Origin of the sequence: Paenibacillus sp. ov031, from assembly GCF_900143165.1 — a bacterium.
In the GTDB taxonomy this organism is placed as follows: domain Bacteria; phylum Bacillota; class Bacilli; order Paenibacillales; family Paenibacillaceae; genus Paenibacillus; species Paenibacillus marchantiae.
Genome location: NZ_FRDO01000005.1, coordinates 180,690 through 207,463, shown reverse-complemented (window position 1 = coordinate 207,463; position 26,774 = coordinate 180,690). Strand labels below are relative to the sequence as shown.

At 47.9% G+C, this 26,774-nt stretch carries 23 protein-coding genes; 14 read left to right on the top strand and 9 right to left on the bottom strand.

Annotated features, from left to right (window positions below; genetic code table 11):
* Positions 1 to 338: 338 nt before the first annotated feature.
* Both BUA17_RS21260 and BUA17_RS21255 read right to left on the bottom strand, forming a co-directional pair.
* Positions 339 to 1,949 carry a gamma-glutamyltransferase family protein gene (locus BUA17_RS21260; protein WP_072734914.1) on the bottom strand — a complete coding sequence of 537 codons (1,611 nt, stop codon included), beginning with the start codon at positions 1,947 to 1,949 and terminating at the stop codon, positions 339 to 341.
* A gap of 203 nt (positions 1,950 to 2,152) precedes the next feature.
* Complete coding sequence (locus BUA17_RS21255) at positions 2,153 to 3,052, bottom strand: glucose 1-dehydrogenase (RefSeq protein ID WP_072734913.1); 900 nt, start codon at positions 3,050 to 3,052, stop codon at positions 2,153 to 2,155.
* Between the two features lie 168 nt (positions 3,053 to 3,220).
* Between BUA17_RS21255 and fosB the strand changes: the two genes are divergently transcribed.
* Both fosB and BUA17_RS21245 read left to right on the top strand, forming a co-directional pair.
* The gene (gene fosB, locus BUA17_RS21250; protein ID WP_072734912.1) at positions 3,221 to 3,640 is read left to right on the top strand and encodes a metallothiol transferase FosB; all 420 of its coding nucleotides are present in this window, start codon (positions 3,221 to 3,223) and stop codon (positions 3,638 to 3,640) included.
* A gap of 130 nt (positions 3,641 to 3,770) precedes the next feature.
* On the top strand, positions 3,771 to 5,582 hold the full coding sequence (locus BUA17_RS21245) for a S9 family peptidase (RefSeq protein WP_072734911.1): 1,812 nt from the start codon (positions 3,771 to 3,773) through the stop codon (positions 5,580 to 5,582).
* 94 nt (positions 5,583 to 5,676) lie between these two features.
* Here BUA17_RS21245 and BUA17_RS21240 read toward each other — a convergent pair whose 3' ends face one another.
* From BUA17_RS21240 to BUA17_RS21225, 4 genes are all read right to left on the bottom strand, one after another.
* Complete coding sequence (locus BUA17_RS21240) at positions 5,677 to 6,714, bottom strand: phosphotransferase family protein (RefSeq protein WP_072734910.1); 1,038 nt, start codon at positions 6,712 to 6,714, stop codon at positions 5,677 to 5,679.
* A 17-nt stretch (positions 6,715 to 6,731) separates the two neighbouring features.
* Positions 6,732 to 7,706: an SMI1/KNR4 family protein gene (locus BUA17_RS21235; protein WP_072734909.1), complete on the bottom strand. Its 975-nt coding sequence runs from the start codon at positions 7,704 to 7,706 to the stop codon at positions 6,732 to 6,734.
* Positions 7,707 to 7,912: 206 nt separating this feature from the next.
* Positions 7,913 to 8,944: a ribonucleotide-diphosphate reductase subunit beta gene (locus tag BUA17_RS21230; RefSeq protein WP_024632189.1), complete on the bottom strand. Its 1,032-nt coding sequence runs from the start codon at positions 8,942 to 8,944 to the stop codon at positions 7,913 to 7,915.
* A 353-nt stretch (positions 8,945 to 9,297) separates the two neighbouring features.
* Complete coding sequence (locus tag BUA17_RS21225) at positions 9,298 to 11,631, bottom strand: ribonucleoside-diphosphate reductase subunit alpha (RefSeq protein ID WP_063568260.1); 2,334 nt, start codon at positions 11,629 to 11,631, stop codon at positions 9,298 to 9,300.
* Positions 11,632 to 12,391: 760 nt separating this feature from the next.
* Here BUA17_RS21225 and BUA17_RS21220 point away from each other — a divergent pair.
* The 7 genes from BUA17_RS21220 (at position 12,392) to BUA17_RS21200 (ending at position 17,571) form a co-directional block, all read left to right on the top strand.
* The gene (locus BUA17_RS21220) at positions 12,392 to 12,718 is read left to right on the top strand and encodes an MTH1187 family thiamine-binding protein (RefSeq protein ID WP_063568261.1); all 327 of its coding nucleotides are present in this window, start codon (positions 12,392 to 12,394) and stop codon (positions 12,716 to 12,718) included.
* Between the two features lie 209 nt (positions 12,719 to 12,927).
* Positions 12,928 to 13,032 (top strand): hypothetical protein, encoded by a 105-nt coding sequence (locus BUA17_RS31475; RefSeq protein ID WP_017690880.1) that lies wholly within the window; start codon positions 12,928 to 12,930, stop codon positions 13,030 to 13,032.
* Positions 13,033 to 13,074: 42 nt separating this feature from the next.
* Positions 13,075 to 13,182, top strand: coding sequence for a sporulation protein YjcZ (locus BUA17_RS31470; protein ID WP_197521564.1), 108 nt, complete (start codon positions 13,075 to 13,077; stop codon positions 13,180 to 13,182).
* A gap of 166 nt (positions 13,183 to 13,348) precedes the next feature.
* Complete coding sequence (locus BUA17_RS31750) at positions 13,349 to 13,654, top strand: hypothetical protein (RefSeq protein WP_063568262.1); 306 nt, start codon at positions 13,349 to 13,351, stop codon at positions 13,652 to 13,654.
* A gap of 576 nt (positions 13,655 to 14,230) precedes the next feature.
* Positions 14,231 to 14,827: an RNA polymerase sigma factor gene (locus BUA17_RS21210; RefSeq protein WP_072734908.1), complete on the top strand. Its 597-nt coding sequence runs from the start codon at positions 14,231 to 14,233 to the stop codon at positions 14,825 to 14,827.
* Positions 14,824 to 15,804: an anti-sigma factor domain-containing protein gene (locus BUA17_RS21205; RefSeq protein WP_072734907.1), complete on the top strand. Its 981-nt coding sequence runs from the start codon at positions 14,824 to 14,826 to the stop codon at positions 15,802 to 15,804. The genes BUA17_RS21210 and BUA17_RS21205 overlap by 4 nt, the downstream gene beginning before the upstream one ends.
* A 243-nt stretch (positions 15,805 to 16,047) precedes the next feature.
* The gene (locus BUA17_RS21200; RefSeq protein WP_072734906.1) at positions 16,048 to 17,571 is read left to right on the top strand and encodes an HD domain-containing phosphohydrolase; all 1,524 of its coding nucleotides are present in this window, start codon (positions 16,048 to 16,050) and stop codon (positions 17,569 to 17,571) included.
* Here BUA17_RS21200 and BUA17_RS21195 read toward each other — a convergent pair.
* Entirely contained in the window at positions 17,564 to 18,217 is a 654-nt protein-coding gene (locus BUA17_RS21195) for a phosphatase PAP2 family protein (protein WP_079695791.1), read from the bottom strand. The genes BUA17_RS21200 and BUA17_RS21195 overlap by 8 nt on opposite strands.
* A 232-nt stretch (positions 18,218 to 18,449) precedes the next feature.
* Between BUA17_RS21195 and BUA17_RS21190 the strand changes: the two genes are divergently transcribed.
* From BUA17_RS21190 to BUA17_RS21175, 4 genes are all read left to right on the top strand, one after another.
* Positions 18,450 to 19,865 (top strand): sensor histidine kinase, encoded by a 1,416-nt coding sequence (locus tag BUA17_RS21190; RefSeq protein ID WP_072734905.1) that lies wholly within the window; start codon positions 18,450 to 18,452, stop codon positions 19,863 to 19,865.
* 208 nt (positions 19,866 to 20,073) lie between these two features.
* Positions 20,074 to 21,231: an MFS transporter gene (locus BUA17_RS21185; protein WP_244552209.1), complete on the top strand. Its 1,158-nt coding sequence runs from the start codon at positions 20,074 to 20,076 to the stop codon at positions 21,229 to 21,231.
* 20 nt (positions 21,232 to 21,251) lie between these two features.
* Entirely contained in the window at positions 21,252 to 21,932 is a 681-nt protein-coding gene (locus BUA17_RS21180) for an oxidoreductase (RefSeq protein WP_244552200.1), read from the top strand.
* Positions 21,933 to 22,080: 148 nt separating this feature from the next.
* Positions 22,081 to 22,455 carry a RidA family protein gene (locus tag BUA17_RS21175; protein ID WP_063567999.1) on the top strand — a complete coding sequence of 125 codons (375 nt, stop codon included), beginning with the start codon at positions 22,081 to 22,083 and terminating at the stop codon, positions 22,453 to 22,455.
* A gap of 100 nt (positions 22,456 to 22,555) precedes the next feature.
* Here the strand turns inward: BUA17_RS21175 and BUA17_RS21170 are convergent, their stop codons facing one another.
* A complete protein-coding gene (locus BUA17_RS21170) occupies positions 22,556 to 23,314 on the bottom strand; it encodes a tryptophan-rich sensory protein (protein ID WP_072734902.1) in 759 nt (252 codons plus the stop codon).
* Positions 23,315 to 23,979: 665 nt separating this feature from the next.
* On the opposite strand from BUA17_RS21170, the gene BUA17_RS21165 reads away from it, so the two are divergent.
* Positions 23,980 to 24,975 (top strand): arsenic resistance protein, encoded by a 996-nt coding sequence (locus BUA17_RS21165; RefSeq protein WP_072734901.1) that lies wholly within the window; start codon positions 23,980 to 23,982, stop codon positions 24,973 to 24,975.
* 165 nt (positions 24,976 to 25,140) lie between these two features.
* Here the strand turns inward: BUA17_RS21165 and BUA17_RS21160 are convergent, their stop codons facing one another.
* On the bottom strand, positions 25,141 to 26,772 hold the full coding sequence (locus BUA17_RS21160) for a response regulator transcription factor (RefSeq protein WP_072734900.1): 1,632 nt from the start codon (positions 26,770 to 26,772) through the stop codon (positions 25,141 to 25,143).
* Between the last annotated feature and the right edge of the window lie 2 nt (positions 26,773 to 26,774).

The window sequence follows — 26,774 nt, the reverse complement described above, 5'->3', positions numbered from 1 at the left end:
TCTATAATGGGTAAGGATGAAAATTTACGAAAACTCAATGAAATTCCAATGAAATCCATAAATTATACATAGAATTTACATCTGAAGAGGCATGAATTCTATACTGAACCTGTACTACGTCTTGCTGGTCAACGGGAAAAAGAAAGACAAAAAAAGGGTAAAGAAGAGACCGATTAGATCTCTTCTTTACCCTTTCCTTGAAACCAAACGAATGATGAATGACTACATATCATGAATCAAAAAATTCATATATATGAACGGTTTTCCCGGTTCCCGCAGCATATGCAATATTCCTGAGCATTACGTTCCCGCTCTCATTCAGCTGCACTTGCAACGTATTACCACGCTGCTACCGAGCCATCTGCCCGGCTTTCCGTGCCGCCGCACAATACGCCGTTGCCCGGGTTGCGCCAGATGATCTGGCCGCGTCCAAACATCGACGGATCGAGGGCGACCTGTATATCATGCCCTTTGCGGGCAAGTGCCTGTGCAATATGTTGAGGGAATCCAGGCTCAACCAGAATCGTTTTGCCTTTGGTCCACTGCCAGCGCGGAGAATCGAGCGCAGCCTGTGGATTGAGGTGGAAGTCCAACGTATTCATGACGACCTGCACATGACCCTGGGGCTGCATGAAACCGCCCATGACCCCGAATGGTCCGACTGCTTCATCACCGCGTGTGAGGAAACCCGGAATGATCGTATGAAATGTCCGTTTGCCTGGCTCCAGTGCGTTGGCGTGATCGGGATCAAGCGAGAAATTATGTCCACGGTTTTGCAGGGCAATGCCTGTGCCTGGCACAACCAGCCCGGAGCCGAAGCCCATATAATTGCTCTGAATGAAGGAAACCATGTTGCCCTCACCATCTGCCGTTGCAAGATACACCGTTCCACTTGCCCTTGGGTCGCCCGCTTCAGGCGGAAGCGCCATATCAACAATGAGCTTGCGCCGTTCATCTGCATACGCTTCGGATAATAATTCCTGCACCGATACGCCCATCTTGCGTTCCTCGGTAATGTATTTCTCCCCATCGGCAAACGCCAGCTTCATGGCTTCCAGCTGCCTGTGATATGCCAGGACGGATTCCTTTTCTTCAAAATCAAATCCCTTTAACAGATTGAGTGCTGCCAGAGCAATCAGCCCCTGACCGTTCGGTGGGATCTCCCATACGTCATATCCGCGATAGGAGACCGAGATCGGATCAACCCACTCAGGTTGGAATGCAGCCAGATCTTCTTTGGTCAGGTAACCTCCGTGTTCTGCCATAAAAGAATGAATACGCTCCGCGAGTTCGCCTTCATAGAAGTCTCGCGCACCGCTCTCGCCAATCCGGCGCAGTGTTGCCGCATGATCCGGCGAGCGCCACATCTCGCCCACGGCTGGAACACGCCCGCCTGGGGCAAACGTCTCAAACCACGCACGGCCGGCTTCCGCATCGCCTTGGCGCGCATAGATGTCGGCTGCCCTTGCCCAATGGCGAGCCAGCCCCGGCGCAAGCGGGTAACCTTCTTCCGCGTAGCGGACAGCCGGTTCCAGCGCTTCCGCCAGCGTAAGCCGCCCGAATCGGCGGCTCAGCTCAGCCCAACCCGCCGGTGCGCCAGGCACCGTCACCGGGATGACCCCCAGCTTCGGCATCTCCGAATGGCCTGCCGCTTTGAGCGCCTCAATCGATATACTCTGAGGCGCAGGCCCGCTGGCATTCAGGCCATGCAGTTTGCCCTCGGTCCAGACGAGGGCAAAGGCATCGCCCCCAATGCCATTGGACGTTGGCTCCAGCACGGTGAGTGCAGCAGCGGTGGCGATAGCGGCATCAATGGCGTTGCCGCCCTTTTTTAACACGTCCAGACCCGCTTGTGCAGCCAAAGGTTGTGAAGTGGCGACCATGCCTTTTTTGGCATAAACGGGCACACGATAAGACGGATACGGTTGGTAGAGTGGATCGTAGTTCATCAGGTTGTTCAGCTCCTTGTCGCAAGATGTCAGGTTCCGGCTCGCCGGATCAATTACTCCTAACCCTCTTCGGAACAGGTGGCATGATCTCCTGCTGCCAATGCGAAATCCAATCTGACATAGCCCGTGAATAGAGATGATACAGTTGTATTCATATCAGTGCCAATGTATTTTTTCCAAGATATGAGGTGTTCTCCAGATGACTAGGTCGTTACCATATCGCCGCCATTGACATGAATGCACTCACCAGTGACATAGGAGGAGTCGCGGGAAGCGAGATAGACGTAGGCAGCCGCAAGTTCATAAGGTTGGCCTGCCCGGCCCATCGGCGTCTCGGTTCCAAATACCTGCACGTCTTCAGCGGAGAAGCTGGATGGAATGAGTGGGGTCCAGATCGGTCCGGGCGCGACGCAGTTGACCCGAATGCCCTGAGCAGCGAGTGATTTGGCGAGTACACGAGTCAGAGAGACCACAGCCCCTTTGCTGGAAGAGTAATCGATCAGTTGCACTTCACCTTTATAGGCCGTAATGGAAGCCGTATTGATGATGGATGCTCCTTTGCACAGATGTGGGAGAGCCGCCTGAATCAGAAAAAAGTAGGCAAACACATTCGTCTGGAACGTATGGTACAGCTGTTCTTCCGTAATATCGACAATGCTTGGCTGTACGTACTGCACGCCATGATTGTTGACCAGGACGTCGATCTTTCCGAAGGTTTCCATGGTCGTTCGGATGACAGCCTCACAGTTTTTCTTCAACCGCAGATCAATCTCGATTAATAGACACCGTTGTCCCAGCTCTTCAATGCGTTCACGTGTCCTTTCGGCGTCGGTCCGTTCATATAGATAAGCGATGGTGATATCTGCACCTTCCTTGGCAAAAGCAATAGCTGCCGCTCTGCCGATTCCACTGTCACCACCGGTAATAATTGCAACCTTGCCTTTCAGCTTGCAGCTGCCAATATAAGCAGGATCTTCGCTGATCGGTTCAGGCACCATCAGAGTTTCCAGACCTGGCTGCTGGTCCTGATGCTGGGGTGGGAAAGCCAGCTTTTGTGGCTTGCACACCGTTTTCTCACCGTAAAAAGGATAGACAGGATTCATTCGGTTTACATCCCCCTCGCACGTTCGTTCATACGCCTAAACTATGCATTCGCCCAGAAGAAGGTGCGACAGGAGGAAGAAGGGCATTTGTTTTTGGGGCAAAATATACCATAATAAGGATGTAGCAATTGCAACAGTTCATTAAAATGTGGAGGTGTCAGGAGCCAAATGAATATTCAGGGGATTAATCATCTGTGCTTTTCCGTATCCAATCTGGAACGGTCCATTACCTTTTATGAGCAGGCTCTCGGTGCCCGTATTCAGGTGAAAGGCCGGAAGCTGGCATATTTCGAACTTGCCGGACTTTGGATCGCTTTGAATCAGGAAGACGTCATTCGCAACTATACGGAACGAACGTATACACATATTGCATTTACCGTAAAAGAAGAGGAATTCGACGAGTCTGTGCAGCAGCTGCGAGCAGCCGGGGCTGACATTCTTCCCGGAAGACCACGCGATCCGAAGGATGCATTATCCATTTATTTTACCGATCCCGATGGTCATTTGTTCGAGCTACATACCGGAAATATGAAGCAGAGACTTGACTATTACCGTGAGGATAAACCCCATATGACCTTTTATACGTAATCGAATAAGCTGAAATGGAAAAAAATATGACATATATATTGTGCAAACAATGGATGTGCATATAATATGGACAAATATACCCTTAATTTACCACTGTTTGATACTTCGTTCATACTCAAGGAGGTTTGTCATGATTCAGTTTCCCAAACCGGATGTAGAACAGTATTTCCAGACGTATCGCATTTTCCATTTTGCCGTATCGGCCGACGAGAAACGTTTGTTTTTTGACAGCAATCTGAACGGCCAGCCCAATATCTGGGCGATGGATCTGCCGGGTGGCTACCCGTATCCTTTGACGTATTTGAATCAGAGCAGCCAGTTTATCCAACCAGACCCAGAAGGACGTCATATTCTCACGGCGTTTGATCGGGACGGGGATGAGAATTATCATCTGTATGCACTTAAACCGGAAGGCGGAGTCCCATTTCCTGTTGTTCCGGCAGAGCCCAATGATCGTTGTTATTTCTCTCATCTGTCCGAGGATGGACAGCGTCTTTATTATATGACAAGTAAGGATAACCCGAACTATCTCAACTCACGCCGGATGAACCTGGAAACGGGAGAGGATGAGCTCTTGCATCAAGGGGAAGAGGTCACAAGCAATCTGATTGCTGTGAGTTCGGATGAACAAGCCTATGTAATCTTGAATGTATACTCCAATACCTACCAGACAGCATATGTATACCGGAACGGTGAGTCGGAATCCATTATTCCGGTCTCCGAGCGGCAGAGTCAGGTTTCGTATGTCCTATTTGCAGACAATAATCGGCTTCTGATGATTACAAATGATAACGAACCGTACACCTATGTGGCCGAATACCGGCTGGATACTCATGAGTTTCGTCCTCTGTGCAAAGTGGAGGGAGAAGACGTGGATATCATCCGCTGGCATAAGGATTCAGAGACGTTATACTTCTGGACGTTTACGGGTCCCGAGAATCGGATGTACGCGATGGACAAAGGTTCAGAGCAGCCTCGGCGTGTGGCCATGCCACTGGACACCGTAGAACATGTGACGGTTACCAAGGCTGGCAACGTATATATTTCGGGGCGTGGAGCGATCCAGCCGCATAATATCTATCGGTTGATGGCAGGTAGTGAGTCCTGGGAACCACTGACTGACAATCGGGTAACAGGGCTTGATCCGAGCGATCTCGTCTACCCGGATGTCATTCGATATAACTCCTACGACGGACTGGAGATCGAAGCGCTTTTTTTCAAAGCGAAGCCGGAACAGGCTAATGGTTACACGGTATTTTGGCCGCATGGCGGGCCACAGGCATCGGAAGCAAAATTCTTCCGTCCGATGTTCCAAATGATGCTGGCTCAGGGTTATCATATTTTTGCTCCGAACTTCCGGGGAAGCACTGGATATGGCGCCGAGTTTGGCAAAATGGTCGAGAGAGATTGGGGCGAGGGCCCAAGGTTAGACTGTGTTGCCGGTATAAACTGGCTGTTTGACGAGGGTATCTCATCACCGGATCGCCTGTTCGTGGTAGGGGGTAGTTACGGCGGGTATATGACCTTGCTGCTGGCAGGGCGTCACCCGGAATTATTCCGCGCTGCGGTTGATATTTTTGGGCCAAGTAACCTGTTCACATTCCTGGAATCTGTGCCGGAAGACTGGAAACCGATGATGGACAACTGGCTGGGTGATCCGGTCCGTGACCGCGAACGCTTAACGAAGGATTCACCGATTACGTATCTGGACCAGATGGTCAACCCGATGCTGGTCATTCAAGGGGCCAATGATCCAAGGGTCGTGAAGGCGGAATCGGATCAGATCGTGGCCGCGTTGCAGGGGAAAGGGGTAGACGTGGAATACATCGTTCTGGATGATGAAGGCCATGGCTTCTCCAGAAAAACGAATGAGATTCTCGTGTATCGGCGGATGCTGGAGTTTTTGCAGAAACATCAGGAAGTGCCGGTTGCACAACCGTAATTCATATATGCATATTACCGATTTAAATATATGATGGTTTGAGAAAACCGCCAGGAGTGAGTGCATCTCATCCTTCTGGCGGTTTTTTGTTGTGTTAATCCAGTAAAGCAATTACCGAATCCATGTACTGCTCCGCCCAATGTGCAAAAGGCATATCCGATGCCCAGGTTACTCGGCCTGTTGCTTTGCATTCACCCCATAACAAAATACGCTGATAGAGCAGATGCACCCTAAGACGGGTAGCAAAGTGCTGGTATCGCTCCGTATCTGCTGCGCAGACAACCTCCCGGTAACCGTGAAGGAATCGTTTGGCAAGTTCGGGTTGACCTTCTCGTACATACATGGCTGTCATTTTGGTTAAGTCAGCTGTTCCGTCTCCAAAATAGGCCGTTGTAAAATCAAACAGACCACTAATCTGCCAGTCCGAAGCAAGGCTATCACCATTCCTCTGAATCACAAAGTTCTCGACCTTAAAATCACCCATCACAAATCCGGGAACAGGCATGGAGTGAAATGCAGATTCAGCGTTTTTTAATTGCTCGTCCACCCACTGTGTATCTTCGTCTGTTATCACGGAGTACTTTGCAGCATCCTGCAGCCAGTGATGGATTGTCCCATACAGCCAGTCCAGATATTTGCCCGCAAAGGGAACGATCTGCTTTGCTACAGGATCATACTCTCCCGCATCAGGGACCTTCCAACGGTGTAGTTCTGCTAAGGAGTGGGCAAGCATCGTAGCGATCTTCTCCTGATCCTCCTGTGAAAGTGAAGCCTGTAATGACGGATCATGCAGGTGCATTCCAGGTAATCGGGGCATGATGGCATAGCTCCAGCCCAATATGTCGGTATCTTCATGTAATAAATATGGATCAGGTACAGGAATGTTGGTGTGGGTTCTCAGCTGTTCTACAAAGAACTGCTCTTCCTGAAGTTGTCCTGCATATAACGGGTTGCCTTTCAGAATATATTCTCCCTCTGAAGAGCGAATAAAAAGTGTCTGACCCATCACACCCTCATCGGTTCGCTTATAATCTATAAGCGCTCCCAGATTGCAATCATGAAGCGCCTTTTGCAAGGATGCTTGCTCAATCTCACCAAGTTTATTGGAGCCAAAATAAATACGGGTTGTCATAAGCCCCTCCTGCGATCTCAGTCTTCATCCTCTTCGTCAGACAGATCAAACGTATCGGCATCAACCAATCCGCGAATAAAAGTTTCAAAATTAGGCGCCAGATATGTAATCTCATAATCGTCTTCCTGATCCACATGAACCACAGCAGGTTCGCCTTCAGGGCCACAGAATCGATAATCCAGCATCACTACATCATGTCCGGCAGACGGACAATCACAGATCACAACACCAAGATCAGGGTATCCCCAATCTTCAATCATGAAACGGCTTCCAAATTCTCCGCCCAGTGTATTGGACTTGTCCCATGCAATGCCCATAATCCCCGTAATGGCGATATGGTCTTCAGCCCATGAAGTAGCTTCTTTGGTTGGGAAAACGGTGTGTGCAGGGATTCCGCCGTTCTGTGTGTTCATTAACTGGATATAGGAGGCAGGTAATTTGTAGCCTAGCTCCTGTTCAATGGTTTGGATCATCTCCTCGTCAAAAGGTGAAGATACATAACTTTCCAACGCATATTCGCTGTGTTCCCAGAATGAAGTCGGATCGTAGGACACGGAAGCAGCTCTAAGATTGTTCAGCCTGCCACTGTGCTCCAATTCCAACAATATCTCTTGATGGCGCTGTCGATCCTGTTGCATTTTTTCAGCTTTGGGCCTTGTCCATTCGAGAAATTCGATAGTCGATTCGTCATGGGGCAAGAGCTCGTTTGCCATCTCAAAAGCTTTGAGTGCCTGCTCGTACATGGCCATATGATAATAAGCGTAACCCAACGGGTACTGCCATAGTGGGTCACTCGCTCCCTGCCCATGGATAAATAGTAACTGTTGGACAGCCTCACGGTAACGACCTTCATTGTTATACGCTCTGGAAAGTTGTCCAATCAGCTCATAATCCCGCTCCGGTTCGGGGATTTGTTGAATACGTTCAATAATAAGACTGAACTGGTCCTGTTCATGCCATTTGTTTAGTTGCTCCAGCAGTTCTCTTTCCATCACTATGCCTCATTTCAATAGGGGAATGTGAACCTTTTTCCATTATATCTTACAAGCTGGCAGGATGGATGGGTACAGTATCCTATCCAGTCGCATATAAAAAACACTCCCACAAGCAGAAAGCCATCAAGACATTTCAACAAGGGGAGTGTTGTGCATTTTTATTAGATTGCGTTCATTAAATTACGCTCACTGTATCAATCAACTTACAGATCGTCAAATCCGTTATCGTCGCCGACTTTGCCGTAGTTACGGGATTTGGCTTCGAAGAAGTCTGTTTTCGTAGCATTCAGTGCTTCGTCGGAGAAAGGTTTGATCCAAGGCATGCAGTTTACATCCACGCCTTCATATGCTTTTTCCATACCCATCAGGCGCAAACGTTTGTTGGCGATGTACTTGATGTAGTCTTCCAACTCGTTCAGGTCAATCCCGCGTACGTTGCTGAGAGTGTAGTGTGCCCAGTTGGTTTCGAGTTCAACGGCACGGTTGATCGTTTTGTACACATAGTCCATGTTCTCAGGTGTGTTCAGTTCAGGGAAGTCTACCAGCAGCTGTTTGTACACTTCAGCGAAGAAGTAGCAGTGTTGGTTCTCGTCGCGCTGAATATAAGAGATCATTTGGCTGGTTGCCATCATCTTCTGGTCACGGGCCAGGTTGTAGAAGAAGGCAAATGTACTATAGAAGAAGATACCTTCAAGTACCAGATCGGCTACCATGGCCTGGAAGAACGTCTGTGGAGACGGGTTATCCCGGAAGGTTTGGTAGATGTCGGCGATGAACCGGTTACGGTCAAGCAGCACCGGATCATGTTTCCAGTATTCAAAGATTTCCTTTTGCTCCCGATCGGACACGATGGAGGACAGAACGTAAGAGTACGATTGGTTGTGTACAACTTCCTGTTGTCCAATGATTGCCGAGATCGCTTCCAGTGAGGAATCCGTGAAATAACGTTTCACGTCACCTACAAACATCGTTTGCATGGAGTCCAATACAGCGAGCAGGGAGATGTTGACTTTAAATGTACGCTGTTCTTCCGGATCCAATTGGGCAAATTGGGAAGCATCCTTGGACATTGGAATTTCATCCGCGATCCAGTGGTTGAGCAGCAGTACTTTGTACAGTTTGTACATATGAGGCATACGAATATCGTTCCAGTTCAGAATGCCTGAGCATTCCCCTTCAATGATACGGGTAGACTGGTTAGGCGCTTCGGTATTGAAAATTTTCTGCAATTGCATAATCCGTTCACTCCTTGAATGAATTTACACTGTATAACTACGATGACAGAACAACCTTCCGATCGCTGTTATCCCCTGATTTTTTTGATTCCCTCTTTTATAAGGGAAAGTCCGGTGATAAAGGCGAGCGCTCCGCTTCTTCAGCTTTGTTCTGTCCTCTTCGTTATCGTGTAATCATTAATTCTTTTATATATTAGGGTTGTATAATGTAATGTGGCATCTATATCAACATCTCATGATGTTGTGATCGTGTTTTGGGCAAAAAAGTACCAGGGCAACGCCATTTTGCATTCAAAACAGGATGCCCTGGTAGTCATCGTAGATCTAGTGAGCTTTCAGCATCACGATAAAACTTAGCTTGCGCAAGAATCGCATTCTTCAATAGTCAATGCCCGGCTGCGGACATAATAAGTTGATTTAATGCCGGCTCTCCAGGCGTGCAGATGCAGTTCCAGGAACTCCGTTGCTTTGATATCTGGACGAACATACAAGTTGAAACTTTGTCCCTGATCGACGTGGCGTTGACGGGCAGCGGCCATATTGATGGAAGCATGTTGATCCACCATGAACGCTGTTTTGTAATACCAGATCGTTTTTTCGGACAGGTCAGGTGCCGGGTTGGCAATCTTGTATGTCGTTTTCTCTTCATAGGACAACAGTTCGTAAAGCGGATCAATGCTGGCTGTTGAACCGGCAATGATGGACGTTGAACCATTTGGTGCAATAGCGAACAACCAGGCGTTACGTACACCGTTTTGTTGTACTTGGGCCTGCAGTTCTTTCCATTGTTCAGTTGTAACGAATTCGCCTACGCGCTCACCTGTCGTGTAATCCCGTTGGTCGAAGTATTTACCTGTTTGCCAATCGGAACCTTGGAACTTCGGATAATGTCCTTTTTCCTTGGACAGTTCCATGCTGGCTTTCACGAGCAGATAGTTAATTTTTTCGTACAGATTATCGTTATATGTGACTGCTTCTTCCGATTCCCAACGAATACCTTCGAGAGCAAGCAGGTGATGAAGTCCGAATGTTCCCAGACCAACCGCACGGTATTGACTGTTGGTGTATTGGGCTTGCAGCACTTCAATGTTGTTGATGTCGATAACGTTGTCCAGCATACGAACCTGAATCGGTACCAGACGCTCCAATACATCATGAGGTACAGCACGTGCCAAGTGAATGGAGTTCAGGTTGCAGACTACGAAATCGCCCGGTACTTTGGAAATCACGATGCGGGTTTGTCCATCTTTGGTTACGAGCTCTTCTTTTTCAACTACAGTTGCAGATTGGTTCTGCATGATTTCGGTACAAAGGTTGGAAGAGTAGACCATGCCGTGTGCACTGTTCGGGTTCGAACGGTTAACAGTATCCCGGTAGAACATGTAAGGTGTACCGGTTTCGAGTTGGGATTTCATAACACGTTTCATGATGTCAATCGCCTGAACCGTAATCCGGGACAACAGCGGGTGGTTGACCGCTTCCTCATATTTCTCACGGAACGCGCCTTCGCCTACGGACTCATCATAGAAATCTTCCAGTCCGAGTGGACGACCGTTCTCATCTTTCCAGCCCATCACTTTTTTCGTTTCATGCGGGCAGAACAGGTTCCATTCGCCGCGGCTGGCCACTCGCTCCATGAACAGGTCAGGCAGGCAGATGCCGTGGAATACGTCATGCGCACGCATCCGCTCGTCACCATTGTTCAGCTTCAGGTCGAGGAAGGCCAGAATGTCTTTATGGAAAACGTCCAGATAAACAGCGATTGCACCTTTACGTGTTCCGAGTTGGTCTACGCTGACCGCAGTATTATTTAGTTGGCGAATCCAAGGGATTACGCCAGAACTTGTATTTTTGTGACCCCGGATGTCCGAACCGCGAGCTCTGACTTTACCGAGGTAAACGCCGATGCCGCCGCCCATTTTGCTGAGACGTGCTACATCTGTGTTGGAGTCAAAGATACCCTCAAGGGAATCATCCACGGTATCAATGAAACAGCTGGAGAGTTGTCCAGCCACTTTTTTACCCGCATTGGACATCGTAGGTGTAGCTGCCGTCATGTACATGTTGCTCATTGCCCAGTAAGCTTCCTTAACGAGATCCATACGTCTCTCAGCAGGCTCCTGATGCATCAGGTACATCGCGATAACCATGTAACGCTCTTGAGGCAATTCCATGACTTTTCCGTCAAAATCGTGTGCAAGGTAACGTTCTGCCAGTGTGAGCAAGCCGATATAGTCGAACAACAGATCGTTGCGGTAATCGATGCATTCAGCAAGTTCGTCGATCTGCTCTTTGGTGTAACATTCCAGCAGTTCTTCGCGGTAGATGCCTTTCTTCACAAGATCCACTAGAAGCGGGTGGAAAGCGCCGTACGGCTCTTCCGGGTAAGATTTGTATCTGCGGTTGGTTGCCGCTTTCTTGTAAAGGGAAGTAAGCAGGGAGCGTGCCGCTGCAAATTTCCAGTTAGGCTCTTCCTTCGTTACCAGTTCCAGAGCGCTCATCATAAAAGCGCTGCTGATCTCGTCTCCGGTAACTTCGTCACGACGGAGCTTGCTGTTTACCCCGCGTATCAGACGTTCCTTGTCCAGCATGTCCAGTCCTTCCAGAATACGATCTGCATATACCGAGATGCGCATATCATCAAAGGCAAGCTGGCGGTTGTTCGGCTTGGTCACAACTTGTGGCATGAATATTCCTCGCTTTCGCATGTTTAAGAGATAAATTGGAGAAATTCTTTATATAAAGAATTGAGTGTCTTCTTACGGTGAGATAAAGATATAAGCTGCATATTGCGGACTGAACGGCGGTGATTGCGAGTCTTGCCTCATCTTGCACATAGGAGCGCACGCAGAACATGGTCACATAAAAAGCATTCCCCTTGCCTCGCGGCTGAAAATGCCCATGAATGCCCTGAGTTCCTTACCGTCTTTGAAGAATCAAAAAAAGACAGAAAAGGTGCTTATGTAATCTTTTGTCTATAGCAGACACGCCTGTGAATTAGAGGATACCGGTGCAGTCCAAATAGCCCCGTTAACCTCCGAGTCAAGTCTGTTTCGAGAAAGCGATTTACACCTACAGGGACGTGCCTTTAGAGGTGATTTCATCCTGTTTTTCGCGAGATTTCAGAAGATGACTAATAGAAGTGGGGTGATTTAATTTTACTACATTTTGTTGCTGTCCTCTTACTGTAACCCAACATATAGTGTTTGTAAACAGGGTCAACACAGTAAAACGTAATTCCGAGTATACCATTTAAGCCAGGATTCCGCAAAGGAAAAGGACTGGAAGATTTGAAGATTTATCAAAAAAAATTTTTGATCAAATCAGATGACGTCATCACGTCAGTTTGAATTATAGCTCCTTCAACTGGTAGAATAAAAACAGGCAAAAATCGACTAAAAATGAGCGGCACCGGTATCTTTCGGGGCCCAAGGGAGGCGGAGCGAAATGGCAATAGCAGAAGTGACCGTAATTCCAATTGGCACCGGGACGACCAGCTTGAGCAGTTATGTGGCGGATATGCAGAAAGTATTGGAAAACCAGCGGGGCATTACATATCAGTTGACCTCCATGAGTACCATTATCGAAGGCCCGCTCAATGAAGTATTTACAGCAATTGCGGCTCTGCATGAAGCTCCGTTTCTATCGGGAGCTCAGCGTGTCTCCACATCCGTCAAGATCGACGATCGTCGTGACAAACCGGATGCCTCCAGTGTACAGAAGCTGCAATCTGTTCAAGAGAAACTTTCATCCCGTCAGGCACGGCCGAACTGACGGAAGTCAGCAGCATAAGGAAGATGGTCTTATACAATGTACTGCAAGTCTCTTTTTGGGGCTTGCGGTTTTTTGCATTTCATGGGTTCAAAGAGAAAGAGAATATGGTTGCTTCGTAGGTAATGCCTGCCCAAATTTAATCAGAGCCCGATCTAGTGTGTGATTTTTGCATATAGTGAACTGTACCTCAAATAAAAGGAGGGTTTTGCATGAGTGGAGTTGTAGGTGGATACGGCGGCGCATGGACATCGACTGGTGCCATTTTGGTTCTCTTCATATTGTTGGTTATCATTTCCAAAGCATTCCTCATCTAATAGACCCTTAACACCTAAACCATTGGTAAAGGAGGAATCTCCATGAGCGAAGTACTTGGAGGCGCAGGATACGGCGGCTGGACATCAACTGGTGCCATCTTGGTTCTGTTCATTCTTCTCGTTATCATCACTAAATCTTTCTGGGTATAATATGTTGAACTCCGCCGGTTAACCGGTGGGGTTTTTTTTGGTTTGAGGGCAAGCCTACAGGAATAGTGAAAACGCCTATTTTGTCAAAGTAGGGCCATAGCCCGGTCCAGAGGTAGGCATAATACATAGCTTAGGGGTGTAGGCAAATGTTAAGGAGGAATGAACAATGAGCGAAGTAAAACCGAATTCACCGAACGGACAGGGACACGTATACGGATACGTGGGAGGGTATGAGCACATGCATGGATACACAGGTCATGAAATGCATGGGTACGGATATGGTTGTGGAACTATGCCAGCGGGCTATGGCTACGGCTACGCTCATCATCCCAATCAGGCTCCAGTGCTTCATGGGTATCACCATGGTTGTGGAACTTCCTATGGACATAGCGGAGGAAGCTGGGGATCCATGGGTACGATTCTTGTACTGTTCATCCTGTTGGTCATCATCTCCAAAACGATGTTTATCTAGATCTTACAACAGCAACTGTATCAGGGGGTTGATCCATACAACTCCGATGAAAGGCGCCGAGATTGTATCGGCGCCTTTTAGCTGTCTGGACATTTTTTTCTTAAAAGTGGACATAGAAAAACACCCGGAACCCAATTCCGGGTGCTTTGTGTATGTTTTCAATCTTCTCAAGAATAAGTGACATCCAAAACAACAAAAGCCCTACCTCTCTTTTGTCCTTGCGGCTCCGATGACCGCGCCAGTGTGAATGGGAACATCTTGTGAAACTCTGTACTACCGGGTTAATGTGATTCAGGTTCTTCAATCTTCATAGGTTAATGTGCATGTTCGCTGCGGTCGCAGCATGAAGAAAATATTCCGGGGTTTAAAGAAGACAGAAAATCATATGAGGTTGTTTAAATACCAACTCTTAGAGTATACCACAGGCTGTAATTTTTTGCAATAAAAAGGAAGGTTGAATCTTTTTTTGAAAACAATTGCGAAAATATTTCAAATTTTTTCTTCAATAAGGTAATCCTCTTCAAATGATTCTGCGTAGGTTATAATAAGAGGGATGACACGGAAAGGGGCCCTCGCATGACTGAATCAATAGAGGACAGCAGGTTAATGCGGCAGATTGCGGAACGAGATGCTTCCGCACTGGAGCTTTTATATGACCGCTACGAGCGGGCGGTGTATTCTTTTGCTTATCGGATTGTTGGTGATCCAATGACAGCAGAAGAGACTGTCCAGGAATTATTCCTGCGGGTTTGGAACAATGCTGAACGATATGAGGCCTCACAGGGGAAGCTGACCACGTGGATGTTCGCCATTACGCGCAACATTGCAGTGGACATGCTGAGGCGAAAATCCCAAAGCGCAGCTACGACCTCAGTGGAGAACGAAACACTGGCGGCATATGCCGATGAACATACAAATACAGAAGAAGAAATAGAGCGCAAATGGGAAGGTGTCCGAATCAAGGAGGCGCTGTCCCAGTTGAATGGTGACCAGCAACAGGTCATTGAATCGATCTATTATGCAGGCTTAACGCAACAGGAGGTATCCAGCAGATTCGGGATTCCGCTGGGTACGGTAAAGAGCCGTGTCAGGCTTGCGATGCGGCAGCTTCAGAAGCTGCTCGCCGATGCTGAATTGCATCCGGACGCGGGAAGGGAGGGCATACATCCATGATAGAACGACATGAGGAATGGTCTGATCTGGCACCGGTGTATGTGCTGGGAGGACTCGAAGCGGAGGAAGTGGCAGCATTTGAAGCACATTTGGCCCAATGTGAGTCTTGTCGCCAGGAGGTGAGGGAATTGCAGGAAGTAACAGGCTTCCTGCCACTCGCGGCGGAACCTGTTGCACCGCCGCCTGGCATGCGAGCACGTGTGCTGAGCAACGTGCTAGGACACGCGCAGGAGAGCGCCGGAACGAAGCCGGCGGCTGCTCCTGCGAAGCCTGAAGCACCCGCGGTGCTTCAGGCGGATCTTGCGCCGCAGCATGAAGCGGCGCAGCCCGGGCAAGGCTTGCCGCCGGAGACGGCGGTGCCTGCAGCCCGGGCTGAAGAGGCTGCACAGGCACAGCCATGGCAGCCTCAAGGGCGCGCGCGTGCGCGCAGCAGCCGCGCCTGGCGCATAGCGAGCGTAGCCCTCGCGGCAGCGGCGCTCGTGCTCGGCATCTACGCCGGGCAGCTGCAAGGCCAGGTCGATTCACTGAAGCAGCAAGCTGCGGGCTCATCGACGGTGCAAGAGCAGCTTGCTCAGGCGCAGGCACAGAATGCGCAGCTGCAAGAGCAGCTTGCTTCATCCCTGCAACCTGCACAGGGAATGCAGACAGGCGAAGCCGTCAAGCTTAGTCCTGCGACACAGGACATTGTGGCCCAAGGACTGGCTACCATCGTTATTGACAACAAAGGTACTCACCTGGTCGTACAGGCGGAGAACTTGCCTACTCTGGAAGGAAATGAGGCGTTCCAGGTTTGGCTGATCAAGGGCGATACACCTCAGAATGCGGGGACCTTCCTGAGCCATAATGGAACGGGAGCGGTATATTATACGTTAGACTCTGCCAACGACTACGACACGGTCGCGATCACACTTGAACCGGATGCGATGGGTGATGAGCCGCGTGGTACAATGATTCTCGCTGCCAAGATTAAAGGATAAGAAATGTCTTGCCATAACAGGCTGTTTCCTACGGGGAACAGTCTTTTTTGTATGGTTGTACGCGTACATATAAGTTAAATGAGCGATTCATAGTTAATTCCAGGATGGAGGTTTCCCGTCCGTGAAATGAATTAATTTTTTCAGTCCGAGCAACCGATAACAAATAGGAGGCTGTACCCTTAATTCCCCTCTGTCATCATCAATGGGGAGAACGGGTTTACACCTAGAGAGTGAGGGGTTAGGGTGGAAGTATACCGTTCATTTATCTTTCGTCTGATGCGAAATTATATTATCGGTTCAATGGGAGCAGTTTTTGTGGTAGGTACAGTCGTTATGGTGTCTACCTTACAAATACCAAACATTCAATTTGTACGACTTATTATCATTGTGTTGATATCACTATTGTTCATGCTTGTTGCAGAACTGATTACGTTATGGGCACAACTTGGCCCCATCCGGCAGTTTTTTGCCGCTGAGCATCATGAAAAGGCCGAATTGACAAAAATGTATGAGAGCATTCACCGTTTTCCGGGACAAACGATCTATCGTATTTTGGGTCCGCATATGCTTGGATTTTCCCTGCCTGCTGCCGCATTGACGATATGGATGATTTCTACAGGATGGCTGGAATTTCCGTATGAATATGTCGCAGTTGCAGCTGCGTGTGCCTTATTGATCGCCGTGATGCATGCCTTAATTGAATATTTTCTGACGGTTCGGACCGTGAGACCGCTGCTGCTGGAAGTTCGCCGCAGAGGCAAAGAACAGCATGGCATGGAGCCATCTCTCGGAGGACGTGTTCTGGTGTCCATTCAGCGTAAATTTCAGCTGAGTACGGCGCTGATCGGTTTATTTCCATTATTTCTGTTCTTCCTGGCTACATCGATCCGTCTTCAGTATATGGATAGCGAGTTTGCGAAAGAGTATATTCTGTGGGCAGTTCTTATCGTTGTGCTGGGCGGGGGCTTCGCCCTTGTGGGAAGCTGGCTGCTGATTCGGGATGTTCGTGGTCCGGTTGCAGAGCTAACGGAGGAGATGAACCGAATTCAAGAGGGAGACCTGGGCAGAAGAACCCCTGATCTGTACGCGGATGAATTTTCTGCGCTCATCTCCGGATTCAATATGATGATTAATCGGCTTGAGATGAGACAAGAACGTAATCGGCAGTTGCTGCAAAGTTATTTTTCCACCTTGGCGGCTGCATTGGACGCACGGGACAAATATACGGCAGGTCATTCCATGCGGGTGGCAGAGTACTCCATTATGATTGGCAAGCTGAGTGGCATGAATGAGGAACAAGCAGATCTATTATACAAATCAGCATTGTTGCATGATATTGGGAAAATCGGCATACCCGACGAAGTGTTATTGAAAGATGGGAAACTCACTGATGACGAATTCGCCATCATTCGCACACATCCCGTTCTTGGAGAGGGCATTTTGTTACAGATTGAACCGATTGATGCCATGGCAGATTTCCTGCCGGGTGTAAGGTCTCATCATGAAAGATATGATGGCAAAGGATATCCTGATGGCATAGCAGGCCAAGAGATTCCGCTGTTTGGCCGTATCATTGCCGTGGCTGATGCTTTTGATGCCATGACGTCTGATCGTCCATATCGGAATGGGATGAGCCATGAGAAAGCGCTATCTATTTTGGAAGAAGGAAAAGGGACCCAGTGGGATCCCTATTTTGCAAGTTTGTTTATTGATGAGTGGAGGCGGCAACAGCATCTCCAGAAATCGTCGGAGCGAGGGGTCAGCTGATCCCCTCAGTCCACTTCGATTCTTTTCTGCGACGACGGAGCAGCGAGAGCCCAGTGATAATTGTAAAAACGCATTCGCCGAGTACGACCGCACCCAGGGCGTCATAGATTACATGTTGTTTAATCATTAAGGTGGACAATATAATCAGTGCTGCACCAGCAGCAACTAACACCTTAACATGTTTGCGAATACTCTGAACGGAGAGAACAGCACGCATAACCAGATAAGAATGAAGGGCATGAATACTTGGAAAACAATTATATGGACGGTCCTGGCCGTAGAGCCATCCAAGGAGAGATGCGCCTAGACCTGTACCTGTTAACTCGGGACGCGGCACCATAGTCTGAAAATTAAAATAGATCAGGTAACAGATCCAGACACAGATGTTCATGGATAACAGGACGCGATAATAAGTGAGCCGATCTTTTGCACATAAATAAGCCAACACGCCGAAGACAAACGGATACCAACCCAGATAGGGTATGGACATGGAAGGTACATAAGGGATGATCCGGTCCAACGGGGAATTAAGAACAGAGAACCCGCGCTCCGGACTATTGAGAATATCATAGAACATCCCCATGACAGCCAAGGAAAGCATCAAGCTTAACGACAGCCAGTAGGATTTGCTTTTTAATACGTGCACAACACCGTTTCTCCTTTCATCCAGGTTCGCAAGGAACTGGATCACAGCAAATAAAATCGAACAACAATATATTCTACTACGTTCAGCGCACAAATTGAATCCTGATTTGTGTATTTTTGTGCATTTTTTTGACGACGAAGGAATGTCGAAGGTTGAATGGGCATGATATGATAGAGATGTATACGGACTAAAGGTTTTCTGTCAATGAATACACGACAACAGGAGTGAGTGAATGCAATTTTCAAAAATGTTCGTATTAAACATGGGGATGCTCATTACCATTGCTTACCTTGCTAGTGTGTTCTATAAATACGTCGTAATAAGAGCTTCATCACGAGTAAAACAGATATGTTCGTTGTTTGTACTTATTTTTGCAGGCTGGATCAGCACGGTATTTGGATTTCAGCTTAATGATGAAGTTGTCTTCGATCTTCGTTTTGTTCCTTTAATTGTTGCCGTTTTGACGTATAGACAACCCTATAGCGTGATTATCGTGGGTGTTGGGATTGGACTGACCCGGTTAACTTTCGGTATCAATGATGCTACGGTGGCTGCACTGATCAACATGTCAATCTTGGGTGTGCTGTGTGCAGGGTTGAATATATGGATGAGACGCAGTGAGTACAGGCTAATTGTTAAAGGTGTCATCGTCATATTGATTGTAAATGTGGTCAATAGTGTGAACATAGCTATCGTCGGCGTTATCCCGGCTACATATTTTTTCTCACATATTATGCCGTATACCCTTCCTGTTGGTATTTTACTTAGTCTTATTTTTGCTTTTATTTTACGAGATTTCCAGAATGAACAGAATCGGATTTTGCTCATCCAGAGCACCAATCGTTTATTGTCTGTGCAAAAGGAAGAATTGCAGAAAGCTCAGATCGTGCTGGAAGACCGTGCCAAGCAGTTGATGATTACTTCGCAGTACAAATCGGAATTTTTGGCGAATATGTCGCATGAACTGCGAACACCGTTGAACAGTGTCATTAACTTTGCCCAGATGATCAGCGAGAACGGTGATACGCTGGAGCAGGAGGATGTCGTACGTTTTGCCACAATGATTGAGCATTCTGGTCAGGAGTTGCTAACGTTAATCAATGACATTCTCGATCTGTCCAAAGTGGAAGCGGGCAGACTGGATATCGTCTTGGAGGATATCAGTGTTGCCCAACTCACGGAAGATGCCATGAATCACTTCCAGTTGGTTGCCGAGAAAAAGGGAGTCCAGCTGCAACTGGACAAGAAGCCAGGACTACCAGAAACCCTCTGGTCTGATCCCCAACGAGTCCAGCAGATTTTGCGTAATCTCATGTCCAACGCCATCAAGTTTACGCATCAGGGGAAGGTCACATTGACCGTGAGCACCAAGCAAATGAAGAAGTCAGGCATTCTAAGTCAATGGATTGTTTTCTCGGTACAAGATACGGGAATTGGCATTGCTGAAGACAAACATCAATCCATTTTTGAAGCATTTCAACAGGCTGACGGGTCTATTAGCCGCAAATTTGGGGGAACAGGACTTGGCCTGTCAATCAGTCGGGATTTGGCAAGATTACTGGACGGATCGATCGAACTTAAAAGCGCTGAGGGCAAGGGAAGTACCTTCTATCTCTATCTCCCGTTGAACCGTGAAAAAATGAGTTGACAACCATCACGCTGTGAGTAGAATTTGGGGTGACAACTAGCATCGACCGGCTCTTGAAACCCGGTCTAAGGAGTGTATCCCCATACAGAAGACGGTCAACGTTAACCCTCCTCCGTTTGCAGGCAAACCACGGCGCAAGGGTTCGACACAACGCACGAATTTATCCATTGCAACATGGGAGGGTGTACCGGCAATTATTTTGCAGACGTTGCTGGGAGGCCCATTTTTAACCGGATTTCTGCTGTACCTTGGGGCCGGGTCAAGACATATTGGCTTTGTGCTCGCCATTACGACGTTTGTCAATATCGCCCAGATTGGAGCGGCTTACTGGATGCAGCGCATTCGCAGCCGCAAACGCATGCTTATATTGTTTGTAGGGGTGCATCGCATCCTGTGGAGTTCGACGGGCCTCATCCCGTTCCTGTTTCCCAAGGAGTGGTGGGTAGGCATTTATATTGGTGTGTATACGGTTGCATTTATAGCCAATACGATTGGCGGTATGATCTGGACCTCATTGATTGGAGATATCGTTCCTGCCAAGGTGAGAGGGCGTTATTTCGGAATTCGAAACACGATTCTGAACGCACTTGGAAGCGTATGCTTATTTGCTGGAGGCATCGTTTTGGATCGTTTCCCCGGGGAAATGGGTTTCTTAATCCTGTTCATTCCGGTGTGGATTTGCGCCATAGCCAATACAGTTATTTATTGCTTTTATCCAGATGTGCCGTTTGAACGTTCAACTGAAAAGGTTTTTTGGGGGATGTTCAAGAAGCCGTTTCAGGATCCTTCCTTTTTGAGGGCTGCAATGTTCCTCGCGGCCTGGTTACTGATCCAGACGTTGATCGTTCCGCTATTTTCCTACGTGATGCTTGACCTGCTTAACATTAATTATCAGACGGTATCTATAATCACCGTGGTGCAGACGCTCGTTATGATGGCCGGATTCTATATCTGGGGCAATCTGAACGCAAGATTCAGCAATAAAACCTTATTATTTTGGACATTACCGATCATCGCACTCTCCTGTCTGTCATGGGGATTGATGTCGTTTATGCCTGTTTTGATAGCGCTTTTTTTATCTCATATTTTTCTCGGTATTGGTGTGGGTGGATTCAACCAGCTTGCTTTCAACTTCACAATCGGAGATACACCCAAAAGCGAAAGACCAATGTTTGTCGCCGTGTATTCGGCTATGACTGGAGTGACCTCGTTTCTTGGACCGCTGATTGGTGGCTGGTTGTATGAGAGAATGGAAACCTGGCCGGACGCGATGAATTGGGTTTCCACCTATGGCTTCCAAGTGGGTGTTGGTGCAGCGATGCTGGTTCTTACGTTTACGCTTGGACGTCGTGTGCTTCTGAAATAGAGATATGTGGAGGGATGTACTTGGAAAATCACGAACGGCAAGCTCTTGTGATTGGAGCCACCGGGCTTGTGGGTGGACTACTGGTACGCAGCTTGCTTCAGAATCCGGCTTATGGCCGGATTCGTGTATTGGTCAGACGACCGCTTGAAATGGAACATCCAAAGCTGGAGCAGCATGTCGTGGATTGGGAACAACTTGAAGAGCAGAAAGATCTATTTCGCGATGTTGATGACTTGTACTGTTGCTTGGGTACAACGATTAAAAAAGCCGGCAGTCAGGAAAACTTCCGCCAAGTGGATTTTCACTACCCCGTAAAAGCCGCCAAACTGGCCAAGGAACATGGATTATCCCAGATGCTCGTCATCTCTTCCATGGGAGCCGATGCCGGGTCACGTGTGTTTTATAGTCGGACCAAGGGAGAGATGGAAGAGGCATTAACGGATATCGGTTTCCGTTCACTGCATATATTCCGTCCGTCGTTAATTCTTGGAGATCGCAAAGAAAAACGGTTGGGTGAGCAGTTGGCAGCTCATGCCATGACGTTTCTGGATCGCTGGATGAAAGGCAGAGTGGATAAATATCGGGCAATCCAGGCTTCAACCATAGCTCGGGCCATGATGAACATTGCACTTGTTCAAACCAATGGAAACCACGTGTATTCCAATGATGTTATTCATGTGCTTGGTTTGGATGAGTCCTGAGATATTCATGGTTATCCGATAATGGAATGAGAGCTAAGGGTAGACGTTTCTTGCCTGGGTAGGATCGTGGTATAATAAGCTTCAAAAATGAGTTCGAGGCTTGTCTCCTCGCGGTGGCAGGACAGCGAACATGAAGGAGAACTCATCCATGAAAAAACCAATCTCTACCGATCAGGCGCCAGGTGCCATTGGTCCATACAGCCAGGCCGTTGAAGCAGGCGGTTTCATCTATACTTCCGGTCAGCTTGGCCTGAACCCGCAAACAGGAGAATTCGGAGCCGATGTACAGGAGCAGACTCGTTTGTCCCTGAGCAACGTGAAGGCCATTCTTGAAGCAGCAGGCACAAGTATGGACAAAGTTGTGAAAACGACTGTTTTCCTGAAAGACATGAATGATTTTGTTCCGGTAAACGAAGTGTACAGCACGTTCTTCGAACAGCCTTATCCGGCACGCAGCGCAGTTGAAGTTGCTCGTCTGCCGAAGGATGCTCTTGTGGAGATTGAAGTCATTGCCCTCAAATAGGGGAGACTGATATTTGCCAAGCAAGGAAAGTTACATAAAAAGCCGATTTCTGGTCAGATGACCGAAATCGGCTTTTTGAATTTATATGAACAGATCCGGATTAATCCCGATCCTGGTTACGGGCGAAGAATAGCCATACCGCATAAATGGCTAGTACGATCGCAATGATAATTGCCGTATAATATACGGAGGTAACGTCTTTTTGTTTGAGTGCGATGGCAATATATGCCCAAGTAAAGACAAGTGGGTATACGCTATCCCGGTAAGGGAAGCTAACCAGTACAGCCAGCACAAGGCCTACAATTAACATGATGATGGTCCAGGTAGGTTCACTGAGTCCGAAGCCATCCCAGCCGATTTTATATAATAATACAGCCGCATTGATAATGGTTGCCACGCTAACCCATCCAAGATATATACTGAACGGCAGCTTCACGAGCCAGATTTCGGCCGTTGTGGGGAGGGTGATTGCACGCGTTTTTACATATAGCATGATCAGGGACAACAGAAGCAGAACGATGACGACTAAGGCGAGACCGATTTTGAGATTTTGAAAAGCAAAGATCCATGCTACATTAAAGGCACAGCTTGCTAGAAACCAGTAACCGAGGCGGGTAATGGAGTTTCTTTTCCAAGAAGAGGGAACGAACTGATAGATGACAAAGCCAGCGAGCAGCAGATAGATCAGCCCCCATATAGAGAAAGCATAGCCCGAAGGGGTGAGCAATACAGGGTACATATCCGATACTTCCTTGTTGGTTCTACCTCCGATAGGCAGCGCGTTGGAAAGATAATTTACTACGATAACAGCGATGAATCCAATCGCGTTTAACCACTTGTACGGATTGTTACGTGACATTGTGTTTCCTCCTTGGTTTTACAAAAATGAATGAACCACGGGTCAGTCTACAATGAATATACCCAGTTCTTTCGCATTCTAATAAGAAGCCGCAAAAAATTCACAGGATCGTTGTCTGGATACCCTGCGGTTTGCCGCGCTCTTATTCGCTGTGCTACGTCTCAATGTACGCTGGTTGAAGCAGAAATATGTTAATGGCATGGACTTCTTTCTTATTCATTTGGCTGGTAAGTTTATCTATATTCGTTCACAACGTTCTGCTATACTCAAATTTAGGACAAATGTAATCGGTGGGAAGACACGGCGAAGCTGCTCCGAAAGGAGGTGGAGCCGTGTCTCTTGATTTGATCGTGAAGATTCTGGACGCTTTATTAAAGATCGTCAGTATTTGTACTGGCCTAAGAACTTTATTCAGCGTTAAGAAGACACGTAAGAACAAGAAAAACCACCGACGATAGGTTGGCCCCTTAATTCGGTGGTTTTTCATGCATTTGAAATTCGCGCCGTGGTCACCCATCGGTCTTTTGTCTGGATATCCGCAATGTTAGCGCATTGCGGATATTTTCATATTACCCAGAACTGCTTTCTAATATGACAATAACATATACTTCAATTCACTACAACTCACTACAAACGTACAATTATCATTTTGATATTGTGATAAAATGCTAATTCTCAGAGGGAGAGGAAGAAGGTTGTTTACGAGAGAAACGATGGAGAAGCAACAAACGTGGTTTTATGTCGTTGCCCTATTCGTGGGAGCAGCGATTGGGCTGGGCACCCCTGAATGGGGGTCAGCGCTGCATTATACGGTTTCACCTGTGCTTGCGATTTTGCTATATAGCATGTTTGCACAGATTCCTTTTTTACTGCTTAAAGAATCATTATCCAACCTGCGATTTATTGGAGCTTTGCTGGTGGCTAATTTTATCGTAGTGCCTGTGGTCGTGTGGTTGTTAACCCTGGCGTTTCCGCAACCTCCTGCCGTGCTCATTGGCGTTTATCTGGTACTGTTAACGCCCTGCATTGATTACGTCATTGTTTTTACACAGTTGGGTCGGGGCAATGAGAAATTGATGCTTGCTGCAACGCCAATCCTGTTTGTTATACAAATGGTCTTATTACCAGTATATTTGTGGCTGTTCATAGGGAAGGAAGCGGCACAGGTCATGCAGGTGGGGCCTTTCGTGGAGGCTTTTCTGTTCCTGATCGTTATTCCGTTGCTGTTGGCTATTCTTACGCAAGTCGTGACCAAAGGCAAAGCCGGAGGAGAACGGGTGATAAACGCAACCGCTTGGCTGCCTGTACCCATGATGGCTCTGGCCTTGATTGTGGTTGTCGCATCGCAGGTCGGGAAGGTCTACAATGATTTTGCTGTAATTGTGGATGTTCTGCCCATTTATATTATTTTTCTAGTTGCTATGCCCTTCATATCACGAATCGTAGTGGCTCTATTTCGATTGAATACAGGCGAAGGCAGGGCCGTTATTTTCAGTGCAGGGACCCGAAATTCACTTGTCGTTCTGCCATTGGCACTTGCATTGCCGCAAGAGTGGGCCACAATTGCTGCCGCAGTGATAGTAACCCAGACGATCGTCGAGCTTGCGGGAGAGTTAATCTATATTCGTATTGTTCCTGCTGTCATACTACGGGATCGCTGATTCCTTTAGAAAAGAAGATCAGGGTGTATCCATTAAGATGCATCCATATATGTAAAAAGGAAAGGGGCAATTCCCTGAGTCATGAACATGACGGGATGCCCCTTTTATCGTTTAACGAATCGAGCACGTTCTAGTAGACGAATTTCCACAGATTCGGCGGCTCAATTAAGCATTTCCGCCAGATAACGTTTTACGGTATTCCCCCGGTGTGATGCCCTCCATTTTTTTGAACACTTTACTGAAATACTTCTCGTCCTGATAGCCGACCATCTCCGAGATTTTTGCAATTCGTAGTGAAGGGTTCTGTAACAGCAGCTTGGCGTTATTGATTCGCAGTTTGCCCAAATACTCCGACCAATTCAATCCGAACTGCTGTTTGAATTTGCGAGATATATATTCGCGACTCAGGTAGAACCGTGCAGCAATCTGCTGCAGAGACAGGTCCTCTTGATAATGAGCATCCATATAACGTGCAATCTCACTCATTGGGTCCGGTGTTGCATGATGATGTGCAGTGAGGGCTTTTCCGGCTGCGAGCAACCGCTGTTCCAGCAGGGAGCGGAGCAAGGGCAGCGATAACAGTCCGTCACGGTCCAAAGGCAATTCGGCGAATGGAATGGATTGTTCCTCTATCGCTTCATCTTCCTCCTTCGGTGGGGCGCCTGCGGCATCGTCGAGCCAACGGCCAATCATCCATTCCATTTCATCCATCCATTGCTGTACCTGCTCCGCTGTTACGACATCGAGCCGGGTAATGGGATCAATCCATTCTGCAACGGCATTGGACACGCTGGAAGCGCGCCCGCTCATAGATGCCAGCCGTAAGGACTCCTCAAAGGTAGATAACCGCAGCCCTTTGTTTCCGTTGGAGGACTCCATTGCATCGTGAATACACTGCTTCGTTTGCAAGGCATTGCGTCGCCACAACCGCAAACTAGCTTCCTGATAGGCTCCCGAGGTCCCCGTAGGATAAAACTCACAGCTGGATATACCAAAATGAAGACGGCGTTGAATGGTCTGCTCCAGACCATCGTTCACTTTTTCGAGAATGGTTTGAAGTGTCGAGCATTGACCCCAGTATAGGAGAACGACTTCATCCGGCTGATCAAGCTGGCGGAACACGACACCTTCAGCAGGCGGGGATAACATCTCCGCACAGATATTCAGCACGGAGAATACGAGCAAATCAGGCTGACTACGATATTTTGCCAAGCATTGAGCATCGAGATGGGAAAGGCTGGTGACTGCCACACTGCAACTGTCGATCTGCTTGGGCAGATTTAATTCATCCCGCAGCCGCTGGAATTGGGTGTTATTGCTTCCGCGTCCAACGACAAGCTCTGTGAGCAGTCTGTCATGATAATGCGGACGCATCTGATTGACCACCATGGATTGTCTTGTGGACTGCACACGAACAGCATCGTCTTCTTTCCAGGCGTCGACTGCTCTAAATAAGGATGAATTCAGTTCGTCTGCTTCGACTGGTTTGAGCAGGTAGTCCGTACCTCCATAGCGAATTGCATGCCTGACCAGTTCAAAATCATCATATCCGCTGATGACCAGTACCTTACTGTGCGGGGCATGAACAGATATCCATTCGAGCAGAGCCATACCATCCTTGCCAGGCATTCGCATATCGCTGAGTACAATTTGCGGTTGATGAGCCGTAATGGCAGCGACCGCTTCGTGACCATCTGCCGCTTCATATAAGGTATCAATTCCTGCGGCTTCCCATTGACCAAGCAGCTTAATCGCATCGCGGACGTGTTTTTCATCATCGACAATCAAGGCTTTCATGT

Bases quoted from the DNA above. Each gene is read 5' to 3' on its own strand.
- BUA17_RS21225 (WP_063568260.1), bottom strand. From the start codon at position 11,631: ATGCCACAAGTTGTGACCAAGCCGAACAACCGCCAGCTTGCCTTTGAT.
- BUA17_RS21245 (WP_072734911.1), top strand. From the start codon at position 3,771: ATGATTCAGTTTCCCAAACCGGATGTAGAACAGTATTTCCAGACGTAT.
- BUA17_RS21220 (WP_063568261.1), top strand. From the start codon at position 12,392: ATGGCAATAGCAGAAGTGACCGTAATTCCAATTGGCACCGGGACGACC.
- BUA17_RS21260 (WP_072734914.1), bottom strand. From the start codon at position 1,949: ATGAACTACGATCCACTCTACCAACCGTATCCGTCTTATCGTGTGCCC.
- BUA17_RS21230 (WP_024632189.1), bottom strand. From the start codon at position 8,944: ATGCAATTGCAGAAAATTTTCAATACCGAAGCGCCTAACCAGTCTACC.
- BUA17_RS21240 (WP_072734910.1), bottom strand. From the start codon at position 6,714: ATGACAACCCGTATTTATTTTGGCTCCAATAAACTTGGTGAGATTGAG.
- BUA17_RS21190 (WP_072734905.1), top strand. From the start codon at position 18,450: ATGCAATTTTCAAAAATGTTCGTATTAAACATGGGGATGCTCATTACC.
- BUA17_RS21235 (WP_072734909.1), bottom strand. From the start codon at position 7,706: ATGGAAAGAGAACTGCTGGAGCAACTAAACAAATGGCATGAACAGGAC.
- BUA17_RS21205 (WP_072734907.1), top strand. From the start codon at position 14,824: ATGATAGAACGACATGAGGAATGGTCTGATCTGGCACCGGTGTATGTG.
- BUA17_RS21255 (WP_072734913.1), bottom strand. From the start codon at position 3,052: ATGAATCCTGTCTATCCTTTTTACGGTGAGAAAACGGTGTGCAAGCCA.
- BUA17_RS31475 (WP_017690880.1), top strand. From the start codon at position 12,928: ATGAGTGGAGTTGTAGGTGGATACGGCGGCGCATGGACATCGACTGGT.
- BUA17_RS21160 (WP_072734900.1), bottom strand. From the start codon at position 26,772: ATGAAAGCCTTGATTGTCGATGATGAAAAACACGTCCGCGATGCGATT.
- fosB (WP_072734912.1), top strand. From the start codon at position 3,221: ATGAATATTCAGGGGATTAATCATCTGTGCTTTTCCGTATCCAATCTG.
- BUA17_RS21210 (WP_072734908.1), top strand. From the start codon at position 14,231: ATGACTGAATCAATAGAGGACAGCAGGTTAATGCGGCAGATTGCGGAA.
- BUA17_RS31470 (WP_197521564.1), top strand. From the start codon at position 13,075: ATGAGCGAAGTACTTGGAGGCGCAGGATACGGCGGCTGGACATCAACT.
- BUA17_RS21165 (WP_072734901.1), top strand. From the start codon at position 23,980: ATGCTAATTCTCAGAGGGAGAGGAAGAAGGTTGTTTACGAGAGAAACG.
- BUA17_RS31750 (WP_063568262.1), top strand. From the start codon at position 13,349: ATGAGCGAAGTAAAACCGAATTCACCGAACGGACAGGGACACGTATAC.
- BUA17_RS21170 (WP_072734902.1), bottom strand. From the start codon at position 23,314: ATGTCACGTAACAATCCGTACAAGTGGTTAAACGCGATTGGATTCATC.
- BUA17_RS21175 (WP_063567999.1), top strand. From the start codon at position 22,081: ATGAAAAAACCAATCTCTACCGATCAGGCGCCAGGTGCCATTGGTCCA.